This is a genomic window from Pseudomonas sp. GW704-F2 (assembly GCF_059423025.1).
On record NZ_JBWKXO010000079.1, the window covers coordinates 1 to 10,928 of the forward strand.

The 10,928-nt window shown below is 53.1% G+C and carries 7 protein-coding genes and 1 pseudogene; 1 reads left to right on the forward strand and 7 read right to left on the reverse strand.

Annotation, left to right across the window (positions count from 1 at the left end; genetic code table 11):
* Nucleotides 1–136 precede the first annotated feature (136 nt).
* Entirely contained in the window at nt 137–535 is a 399-nt protein-coding gene (locus tag AC07W0_RS30450) for a helix-turn-helix domain-containing protein (protein ID WP_046384107.1), read from the forward strand.
* A 58-nt stretch (nt 536–593) separates the two neighbouring features.
* Here the strand turns inward: AC07W0_RS30450 and AC07W0_RS30455 are convergent, their stop codons facing one another.
* The 7 genes and pseudogenes from AC07W0_RS30455 to AC07W0_RS30485 all read right to left on the reverse strand — a co-directional run.
* Entirely contained in the window at nt 594–1,124 is a 531-nt protein-coding gene (locus tag AC07W0_RS30455) for a contact-dependent growth inhibition system immunity protein (protein ID WP_102618966.1), read from the reverse strand.
* Between the two features lies 1 nt (nt 1,125).
* Nucleotides 1,126–1,500: an endonuclease toxin domain-containing protein gene (locus AC07W0_RS30460; RefSeq protein WP_102618965.1), complete on the reverse strand. Its 375-nt coding sequence runs from the start codon at nt 1,498–1,500 to the stop codon at nt 1,126–1,128.
* 95 nt (nt 1,501–1,595) lie between these two features.
* Entirely contained in the window at nt 1,596–1,958 is a 363-nt protein-coding gene (locus tag AC07W0_RS30465; RefSeq protein WP_102618964.1) for a hypothetical protein, read from the reverse strand.
* Between the two features lie 756 nt (nt 1,959–2,714).
* On the reverse strand, nt 2,715–3,455 hold the full coding sequence (locus AC07W0_RS30470; RefSeq protein ID WP_495029348.1) for a hypothetical protein: 741 nt from the start codon (nt 3,453–3,455) through the stop codon (nt 2,715–2,717).
* 24 nt (nt 3,456–3,479) lie between these two features.
* A complete protein-coding gene (locus AC07W0_RS30475; protein ID WP_102618962.1) occupies nt 3,480–3,860 on the reverse strand; it encodes a putative toxin in 381 nt (126 codons plus the stop codon).
* A gap of 747 nt (nt 3,861–4,607) precedes the next feature.
* Nucleotides 4,608–5,075: a hypothetical protein gene (locus tag AC07W0_RS30480; RefSeq protein ID WP_102618961.1), complete on the reverse strand. Its 468-nt coding sequence runs from the start codon at nt 5,073–5,075 to the stop codon at nt 4,608–4,610.
* Nucleotides 5,075–10,648: pseudogene (locus AC07W0_RS30485) on the reverse strand (hemagglutinin repeat-containing protein); the annotation flags it as partial. The gene AC07W0_RS30480 and the pseudogene AC07W0_RS30485, both read right to left, overlap by 1 nt.
* Between the last annotated feature and the right edge of the window lie 280 nt (nt 10,649–10,928).

Below are 10,928 nucleotides of genomic sequence, written 5' to 3' on the forward strand. Positions count from 1 at the left end.
CAAAGGGAAACCCTACAGTTAAAAGCTGCAGGGCGAGTTGGCTTTTAGCCTTGACTTGAGACCGGCTAATGGGTGTCCCCTTTTCCACGGGAGTACCTTAATAGCTGTCCTATTACAGATCTCGTCGACGACAGCTATGAGCATCACCAGCGAAGAACGTGATTTTTTCATTACCCTGGGCGAACGCATTGCCCGCCTGCGCAAAGAACACGGCATCACCCAAACCCAACTGGCTGAACGGCTGGGCGTGTCTCCGCAGACTATCCAAGCCTATGAGTCCGGCAAGCGGCGTATCCAGGTAGCGGCGTTGCCAGAGCTGGCCCGGCTGCTTTCGACCACACTCGAAGAACTGTTTGGTCAGCAGCAGGAAACCACTGTGCGTAAGCGTGGCCCTGCTCCGAAATGGCAACAGCAACTGGAAGCCATCGACCAGCTACCTAAGAGCCAGCAGAAATTTGTGGCGCAGATGCTCGATGCCCTGATCGCTCAGGCCACGACTAAAGCGAGCAGCGAAGGACGGGAGGTTTTGCAGTAAGCAGATAAAACAACACCGGCACGAGGCCGGTGTCAGATCAACTCGAAACCTCTACACATTAGGTGCACCGACTAAAAGCCAAGCGTAAGGCCGCACCTACATCGGAAGGACTACTACCGCTGGGGATAATGACATAGTCACTCTCACTTAGTCCCTTACCACTCCAGGCTTCTAGCTTTTCGTGATGGCTGGGGCGAATAGTGATCTGATCACTCTTACTTTCGATACTGCATTTTTTCATATCTTTAAATAAAGCACGCTTGGTCTTGTAGCCATAGCGCTCCAAAGTGTTGCCAACCCATTGATCATATCGTTGATTGGTCAGGTTGTAGTCGTAGAGTTCCATATCAAAAGTAGCTTCAGGATGAATCCAAACATCCTTTCGCGGCTCGGGAAGCACAAATCGGCTATGAGCCAAGGCGTCAAGCAAAGCAAGGCCTAGCTCTTTATCGGTAGCGTCAGGGCTGAAAAAATGCTCCACACCTTGCGGATCTGCTTGGCTACTTCGATAGCCAGAAAAAGTTTTTACGGAAATGAAATCTTTATTCATTTTCGCATCTGCCCAAGCTGTTTTTACGACATCACTCATCTTAATCTACCTTGGTAATTTTCACCGTAACGCCTTTGCTCTGACCATACTCAATAGCTCTATTAATTTGATCCCACTGAGCACTCGTCGTAGCCTTTGGAACTGCCACTTGCAATTCACGACTAGTAATTTGACTAGAGGATACTGTTACGTCTTTCAAACCGTACTCAGTAAACCCTGCGGCGGTATCAATATTTCCTTTGAGTGATGAATATACCTGGCTCGGATTGGCCATTTTAGCCGCAGTGGTCGTATCAAGTGTTTTTGCACTAGTCGCAACACCGGTCGTTCTATCAAAAAAGTCAAATGTCTTAAAGTTTGGGGGTAGTCGAGAGCCAGCTGGCAGTTGCGTCCCAAGGTAATCCTCCCAAGGCATTCCTTGACCTTGAATACCCTTGCCCCACTCAATCCCAGTAGTAGCACGGTCTACCGCCCCGCCAGTTGCTTTTGGACCAAGAAAAATTTATGAAATTAAGTGTTACCTAAATAAACGACCCCGTCCGAGAACTCCATAAGCCAAGGCTCAGTTGATGACGAACAAAATGCATTCAAGACGCGGTCGTCAGATAATTTAAAAAATGGATCAATTGGCTGAGCATCAATAAGCCAACCTACCTCAACAATGGATAAGCCTAAAAGCTCAGAAACATGGTCAAGGGCATCGTCATCCCAACAAGCGAACAGCAGCTCCCCCCCCTTAGACACACGCCACGCACTCTCAGTCCGAAAGCTCCAACCCGCCGAAAAAAGCATCAAAGTATCGCCATCCCAAAATACTCTTTCAATTTTCATAGGCAACAAAAGAGCCACAGCCTGCAAGAGTGTATTCATCATTTAGTCCACCTGTTCAATATGCGTACGCTCTCTAATCCACTGCTTCCGTTCAGCCTTCGATAAACCTTGCGGGGGCTGCGGCGGCTTTCCAGTAGTCGGATCAACAGGTCCGCCATTAGCGTTCTCGAATGATGCGCGCTGGGGACTTCGACCATCCGCCTGCATCACCCGAACTCGCGAACCATCAGGCAAGATGTATTGAGTTCCGACCACGTTTCCGCTGGTCGGAGAAACTACTGGTTTTGTTGGGTACCCTGCTGCTTCAAAATCAGCAATCATCTTAGACTGACTTTTAGGAAGATTCACTCCAGAGATGTGACTAATGGACCCCACATTTGCTTTTGCACCAACAGTATCACCCGACGCGAATTTCGTTGTCTACACGTGCAACGCCAGACAGGACGCGGCCTGCGAGCCGGTCGGCCTAGCTGATTCGCGGTCGCTGAACAAAACCACCCCGACGCGGGTTTTGAGCCCGTCACAGCACACCCTGGACGACCCAAATCAGCCGCTGACAAAAAGCCCCTGGCGGTTCGGTGGCGAAGCCATCGGACCGCCAGGGGCCAACAAGCGCAGCGCGTTAGGCTTCGGGGTTCAAAGGGGTTTCCCCTTTGGTACGGTCGACTGGTTACGAATGGCGCAGCTCATTTGTAAACAGTCGGTAACGTGCCTCACCAAATTACCCGCAGGCTCTGCGTTCAACCTATGAACTAACGCAGCCAGAATGGGGGATCAATAGGGCCAAGATTATCATACTCATCTAATGGCCGAAACCAAAGGCTCGTGTTGGATGAGGAAGAATTCTTCTCGAAATAACGCTTTGAGTTCGGCGCGCCGTCTGGAAAACACCGGAAAGTTGTCTAAAACATCTTGGAAGTTCTCTGTAACCCTGACCAAATAACCATTATCTATTTTTTCAATAGGAAAACCTGCTGCTGCAATTTGATCAGCATCAACGGCCTCTGCAAACTCATCCCCATAAAACATTGCCCAACCAATGTTTGGCACATCCGGCTTCAGCGCAGCATTAAATGACCCTATTTGAAAACTATCATTCTTATGTCTTGGGTCAAGTTCAAGACCAGCAAACTGATGAAGACATCCAAGTTGCGGAGAAAATATTTCGCACCATTTTTTAAAAAGCAAATACCAGTCCACTTTATCACTACAGGCAGAGCGAAAATTTATTGAACCCGGAACTAATTGCGAACGGATATTTTGAGTTTTATGCCGAATATATCCAGTGGATTTAATTGTTTTTTTTCGGCGCCAAGCAAAATCTTCATGAAAGCGAGACATTGAGCCGTTAACCCGAATCTCCCCTTCAGCCCCCCAATAATCTTTACACTCATCTCCACCCACAAATAAATCTACAAACTTATCGGCATTGTGGGATATCTGCTCGGGTAAAATCAGCCCTCCCCATTCATATAACGAAGCAATAAAATCTTTACCAAACTTCCACTCAAAGGTATCAACCTTTGTTCTAATCGACATCTGCGTATACTGTTTCATAACCTATTAAAACTCTGAAATTACGCCAGTTTTAGGGTCGTATCTGTAAACGTTTCCGCCAGTACTCCGCACGCCTTCAAGAAGATTTCCAGAGACATTATTTGTTCTCGGGCTCACAACAAGATTCAAAGGCTGTCCTGTTTCTGTCGCGTGTTGTATTTGCGCACGCAGTTGGTTCGACATTGACAGATTCTGGACATTTTTAACCTCTAACATCCCGCCAACATTTTTCCCCCAGAGATCAGGGATTGTTGTTACCTCTATGCCACTAGAAAGCTGGACAGTTACCGGAGTTGTGTTTTTCACCCCACCAACATGGTCGAATGCCTCAACGACCTGCTGTTCAAATAATGTGCCGTTTTGGCGATTAATAGTGATCTGGGGAATATCGTCTACTAACTTCCCAGCCGCACCTGCCTCTTTTGCACCAACAGTATCACCCGACGCGAATTTCGTTGTCTACACGCGCAACGCCAGACAGGACGCGGGTTTTGAGCCCGTCACAGCACACCCTGGACGACCCAAATCAGCCGCTGACAAAAAGCCCCTGGCGGTTCGGTGGCGAAGCCATCGGACCGCCAGGGGCCAACAAGCGCAGCGCGTTAGGCTTCGGGGTTCAAAGGGGTTTCCCCTTTGGTACGGTCGATTGGTTACGAATGGCGCAGCTCATTTGTAAACAGTCGGTAACGTGCCTCACCAAATTAGCCGCAGGCTCTGTGCTCGAGACAAATCTCTTTAAATCGCTCTAAGTCGCTCTAAGTCGCTCTAAATTTCTCTAAATTTCTCTAAATTGATCTAACTCGCACTAATCGAGGAAAACTCGAACTTCTGAAATACGCTACTCCAGCGGGGTATCGGGGCGCAGCCCTGATCAGGTTTTTGGGGACACCGACTGCGTGCAGGCGGTGGCCACAAAACATTTCCTGTCCGACGGTTCACTCAGATTTATCACTCGACTCGTAGAGGCGGCTTTTCGGGATTCAAAGGGCTCCCCTTTGGCACCGGATGTATACATCCATAGCGTGCCTGTATTTTTCGCCGTTGCTTGACTGCAGATAGTATTCAGATAGTATGCAAAAATACCGGCGCAAGGCCGGTGTCGAAAGTGCCAAATCAAGCCAAGACCTCTACAGTTTATTGGCTGGAGATATTCAACTCTGAGAATTTTTTACGAATATATTCAGTCAACCCAGCCAAGTCTTCAAAGGCAATAGAGCCAAACTCAGGTTCATACTTAGCAAGATAGCTTTCAGAAGAGAGCCCTAAAGACTGGGCTTTAGCCTCTACCTCCTTAATATATACAGGCTCAACTACCCAATTCATGCCAGAGGACGCATAACGCTCACAACCTATCAGCACCCAAGAAATCAAGCCTATATAAGAACCAACCACCTCCTTCAAAGTAGAGATAACATATTCATTTTCTTTTTTAAATCGAAAAGCTATATATGGAGGGAATTTTGAGCGGTCCTCTCTTTCAAAATGATCACCCATCCAGACCTCTGGATTGCGTTGCCTGTATTTCCTCCACTCAAGTGCACTCAAGTCATGAAGAATATTTAGCAGCTCACCTTCCGAATCTAAAACCCTAGTCACACCCATTACTTTAACCCCTTCAGCTTATCAGAGATCGATATCCCACCTGGGTTGATATTTTTAATATGCTGCTCCCAGTCCCCTTTGGGGATAGGGTTGGACGATAGCCGTGGGTCATAAACATATCGACCATCAGTATAGACTTGGTGATAAAACTGACCCGGCTCTTTAATTCCATTCTCATAAACATTTAAATCGCCAGCTTTCGACGGACGAACTTCAATAATCTTTCCTTTACCACCAGAAGCATCAAACAATTTGCTTGCAATATCTGAACAATCTGCTCCTGAACAACCCACCATGTTTTTAATTTGCGGGCTCTCCATTGCATCGACAACAGACTTGCTCGGCGGAAACTCTGGGTTAACAGGACGGAATGGGCGATCCATTCCTGGAGGGATAAACTCGTCTCCCTTTCCGGCAGCGCCACCAGTAGCTTTTGGACCAGGCAGTTCCAAAGGTTTTGTGGTTACCTTCGAGTAGGAGACTAGCTCACTCGTCCCATCTGGGTAAACAACCTTCATCGCATCATCACTAACCGTGACAATACTGCCCTTTGGAATAACGCTATCATCCTTGAGGCGCACGCTTTCAGTGAGCTGCACCGTAGTGTTGGCTTCAATAGTGGAACTCTTAACGTATTTAGCGCTGTCCACCAACACATGATTCGGTGATTCTACTGGAGCGACAGATGGCACATCTGGATCCGGCCCAATCTTCTCAAGTTTAGCCAGCTTCGCCTCGATTCCCCCAGTCGCTTTGACACCAGCAGCGATCTCTTTGATTCCGCTGCTGGTGACCTCGACACCGGCCTTAGAGAGCAACCAAGATTCCTTTGCAGCACCTCCCGCACCACCGGTAGCAATCAGTTGGGCATATAGCGCGACGGCCTCACCTAGCTGCTTGCCGAGGTTTTCGGCATTTTCATCGCCACCCACAACGAGGGCTTCACGAATCTGACTAATTTGCGATTTAAAGGTATCGGCAGCGGCACCCAGCAGCTTTTTACCATCTGCTGACTCTGCAAACTCGCGCATAGCGTCAACAGTTGCAACGGGATCCCGTAGCACCCCAACCGCGCTGTTAAGGACGTCTACACCCGAGCCCGCCATGCTGTCTTTGAAGCTATTAAATAACGCAGTTCCTGTAATCAAGTCTTGATTGCCGGAAATGGCTAACCATTTCCCGAAGACCGCCACGACTTCAGGCGTGCTTTTGGCTTCTGCAAGCTCTTTCGTCATTTGAACAATTTGTTGGGTCGCCAACCAATTGTTATCGACGTTTGCTATCGCAGCGTTGGTGGCTGTCGCCGCGCCGTTCGGATTGCTCATCGCAGCAATGCCGGTCACCACAGACGCAATGATGTTGCGCTTGGCTTCACGCTCTTCTTTGGTTTCGTTCGGATCGGTTTCGTTAAAGAGTCCTGCCAACACACTACTGGCCGAACCACCCAAAGCGCCAGCAGAGCAACTCTGTTGACTGGCAGCAGCACCTGCACAACCCAGAATGGCGTGCAAGCCCGCATGTTCAGGGCTGCCTTCTTTCAGGCCATTGATGACCAGCTTGCCAATGTAATCAGCCCCTTGCTGCTGGACGTAATTGACAAACATGTTCTGAGCAAACTGCGAACTACCGCCAGTGACGTTACCGCTAGCACCGGCGACTAAAGCCGTTGCAATCTGTCGATAGGTTCCGCCTGCTCCCCAGTTGTTAGAAATGTCCTTTGCCTGCTGCTCAAGCAACTGGGCCTTCTTGAGATGAGCGTCTCTATCTTCATAGCTTAAGGTCTCATCTTTAGCATCCGCGTGCTCTTTGTCGGCCTGTTTAAGCTTGGCATCCGCTTCACTGGCCCGATCCTCCAGGTAAACGCCAACGTTCTGCACAAACTTCGCCGTAATATCAAACCCAGCCTGAATCTCCTGCGGGTTGAAAATCGGCTTGAGCTTGTTGCTGCCATCACGATCACTGGACACGTCGGTGTTGATCGCAGCCACTGTTTCAGCAGCCGTCTGCCCCGTCAGCGCCTGTTGCTTGGCGTCATCATTGATCTTGACCGTCGCGCCGCTGATACCGCTTTGAGTGACGCTGCTCGCATCGCCACTGGCCAGCAAGGCAATCGGGGCGTTGGCGCTGACCTTGCCGTTGTTCGGCACCGGAGTGCCCGGCGCACCGGCTTTTTGCGAGCCGTCGGCAGCACGTCCGATGTGTTCGCCCATGCCCCCGCTCAGGCCAATGCTGCTGGCGTCGTAGGAGGCTTTGTTCTTGACGTCGGAGCTGGTGAGCGTGCCGGTGGAAAGCGTATTTTTCCCGTCTTTCACCGCCTGATCCGAGCTGGCAATGATGGCGCCATTAAGGTCGGTATTGCCCTTTACATCGACCTGGAAGCCGCCATCACCCGCCTTGATACCGGTTTGCTCGCTGACACTGGCGTAGTCGCTGTTCATTTTCTGCTGGTTGAACGACGCGGTGCCGCTGACGCCGTAGCAGAACGGTGGAATGCAGATGCTGACGCCGACGCTTGCATCGACTTGTTTAGAGCTGAACTTGCTGGTGTCCTGAAGACTGGACAGGTTCAGGTCGCCACCGACATCGGCCTGTACCTGCTTGGCAGTCACCACTGCGCCCTTGAGGTTGGTATCGTTGCCGCTGTCGAGACTGGCTTTGTTGCCGGCTTTAATCGAGGTATTGGTCTGCGTGACGTCATGCCCGTCGGACATGCCCATGCCTTTGTTCGCAGCCAGGTCCAGCGAGAGGCCGTTCTGCGTGCCGCCGACTGTTAAGCCGATGCCGACACTGCCACCGCTGTTGCCGTTGGTGCTCTTTTGCAGGGCGGTGTTTTGGGCCGATAACAGATTGATGTCGCCATCTGCTTTCAGATTGACGTCATGCCCGGCATCGATGCGGCTCCCCACAACATTGAGGGTGCTGTCTTTGCCTGCTCCCGTGGCAGTGACATTAATGTCTCCCCCTGCAGCCAAGCTGCTGGACACCACGTTCTGACCGGATTGACTACTGTCGCTGTGGCTTTCACTGTTACTCAGGCTGACGCTGACCTTGAAGCCGACACCATTTTTCAACACGTCCTGCGCGGCGTCGTAGGTTTTCTTGCCACTCATTGCGGCGTTGGCGGCTGCCAATCCTTGCATCCGTGGATCGGATGTTTTCCCCGCAGATTCGACGGCCCCTTGAACGCCGCGCGCAGCGTCGAGCAACGGGATATCGATGCTCCCGCCAATCGCGGTACGGCTGGCACTTGCCGTGTGATTGGCATTCAGCACGTCGAAGCCAGCCTGGATATCAACATCCTTGGCGGTAATCGAGATATCGCCTTTAGGGGCGATGACCTGGCTGGCAACCTGATTGTAATGCTCGCCCGCGGTCAAGCTTACGTCGCCCCCCAGGGAGGCGACCTGGCTTCCAGCTTGTCGGGTGCTGGCGTTTTTATCAGCGTCTTTGAGCTGGGCGACGCCCATCGCGTCCTGCCACCATGAACCGATCTCACCGGTTTTCTTGCTGCTGGACTTGCTACTGGAGGCGCTCTGGTCTTCGGCACTGACGACGTCAAGATTGCGCCCGGCATCAATTCGCAGGCCGTTGTCCGTCACCAGCGTGCTGCCACGTACGGCGGTATCGCGACCGCTCTGAATATCCAGACTACCGGCACTGATACTGGTACCGATGCTCTGGCTGCCGCTCTGTTGCCCCAACTGGGCTTTTTGGGTCAGCGACGGCGCGGCGACGATATTGAACCCAAACTTGCTGGACTGGCTGGATTGACTCGCCGTTTGCTGCTGCTCAGCCGTGCCGATCTCGATATCTCGGCCAGCACTCAGTTTTACCGCCTGCTGTGCTTTCAGCGCGGCGGCGTTCATGGTGACGTCATTATCGGCCTGCACGGTGATGCTGTTGCCTTGCAACTCGGTGCTGGTTACCGTTGACTGGCTAGACGACGAGCTGCTGCTCTTGCTGGAGAACAAGCCTTTCTTGGACGAAGCATTAGCCTGGCTGGTGTAGTTATCCGCCGTGTCCAAATTAACGTCATGCCCGGCACTGACCTGCAATGCATCGCCGCTGCTGACCTTGGCACCCTCGGCATTGAAGTCCTGGCCTGCGGAAAGTGAGACTTTTTTCCCGGCATCAACGGACGAGCTGACAGCCACATCATTTTCGCTCTCGCTCATCTTCGAGCTTTTCTTACCCCACGACCCCTTCTTCGTTTTCGAGTAATACGAGTAATCGCTGTCTTCAGCCGCCGCCAGGTTCAGGTCTTTACCGGCATACAAATACGCCTCATCCCCCGCCGTCACCCGGCTCGCCGTCAACGCCAGGTCCTGTCCGGCGCTCAGCGCCACGTCACCACCGGCTTTAACCGTGGTGGAGACCTGGCTCACATGGTCCTCTTTGCTCTTGACCTTCTTCGACGTAAACGAGGCATGGGACTCGTCTGCTGCCGACGACAGTGACAAATCGCCCACCGCCGACATCGTCACATCACGCTTGGCATCGATCTCACTCGCCACCGCGCTGATGTCCCGGCCCGCCTGTACCTTTAAATCACCGCCGGCATCCACGCGGCTGCCGTACTGGGTCGCGCTGCTGTTCTTGAACAGCCCGCTCACCGTATTGCTGTTGGTCCCTTCGGCAGAGATCAGGTTGACGTCGCGTCCGGCCTTGAGCGTGGTGTCGGCGCCGCTGCTCATCACGCCGCCGACGCTGTTTACGTCGCGGCCGGCTTGCAGGCTCAGGTTGTTCGCAGCTTCGATGCGCGCTGCACTGTCCACGGAGTCGGTGTGCTCGGTGCGGTAGCCGCTGCTGCTGTCGTGGCTGGTGACGCTGCGCTCGTTGAGGATGTCGCCTTGGGTGACGGTCAGGCTCACGTCGCGACCGGCGATGATGCCGCCGGCGGTGTTGACGATGGTGTTGCCGGCCAGCAGATTGAGGCGGTTGCCGGCCTGGGCCGACAGGTTATTGCTAGCCCGCAAGGTGCCGACGTTGTCCAGGTTCTGGCCGGCGATCAGGTTGACGTCGTTACCGGCGATCAACGCGCCGTCCGGGGCCAGGCGGTTATTCGCCTGGGCCAGGTACACCACGGGTACCAGGACGTTTTCGCCGTTTACTTGCTCTTCTTCAAGCCAGACGATGTCGTGGGTCAGCGCCGCGACTTGGGCTGAGGTGAGGCTCACACCCACGCTCAGGCCGAGTTGCTGTTTGCTCCTGATGGCGTTGTCCATCAGGTACTTGAGCATGCCCGAGTCGGTGTTCTGGCCGTCGATGAAGCGTTGGCCGGTGCGGGCCACCACGGCTTGTTCGACCAGACGTTGCTCATAGAGGCCGTCGCCGAGGCGCTTGGCGCTGTCGTCAGGGTTGTAGCCGAGGCCGGAGAGTAGATAGTCCGAGCTCATGAACTGCTTGAGGTCGGTGAGCACCGGGTTGGTTTCGATCAGGTATTTCTGCGGCTGCGACACGGGCTGCGTGCCCGGCAGGCCCTGCACACGGGCAATGCTCTGGCTGGCCACCGGGGACGGTTTGTCGCCGGTGGTTGCGGCCGGGGCCACTGGGGTCACACCGGGAATCGACGGAGCGTTCACGACCACGGTGCTGCCGTGGTCAGTGGCTTGCGCCGGCAGGTCCAGGTTCGGGTGGGATGCAACGACCGCAGACGATGCCGCGCCACCGCCGGCGTTCTGTGTGCCGATTGCGACTACTTGTGATGTGGAAAGAGCGGGTGAGTCTCGCGCTGCCCCCCAACCTGCATGATGTCGATGCAGGCCACCCTATCGTCCCCTGCAGGGCAGCCTCAGATTTTGAATTGCCCCAGCAAGCCTTGCAGGCGGCTGCCGATCGCATACAACTCATCGA

Coding starts and splice junctions, on each gene's coding strand:
- AC07W0_RS30480 (WP_102618961.1), bottom strand. CDS start 5,075: ATGGGTGTGACTAGGGTTTTAGATTCGGAAGGTGAGCTGCTAAATATT.
- AC07W0_RS30460 (WP_102618965.1), bottom strand. CDS start 1,500: ATGCCTTGGGAGGATTACCTTGGGACGCAACTGCCAGCTGGCTCTCGA.
- AC07W0_RS30455 (WP_102618966.1), bottom strand. CDS start 1,124: ATGAGTGATGTCGTAAAAACAGCTTGGGCAGATGCGAAAATGAATAAA.
- AC07W0_RS30470 (WP_495029348.1), bottom strand. CDS start 3,455: ATGTCGATTAGAACAAAGGTTGATACCTTTGAGTGGAAGTTTGGTAAA.
- AC07W0_RS30465 (WP_102618964.1), bottom strand. CDS start 1,958: ATGATGAATACACTCTTGCAGGCTGTGGCTCTTTTGTTGCCTATGAAA.
- AC07W0_RS30450 (WP_046384107.1), top strand. CDS start 137: ATGAGCATCACCAGCGAAGAACGTGATTTTTTCATTACCCTGGGCGAA.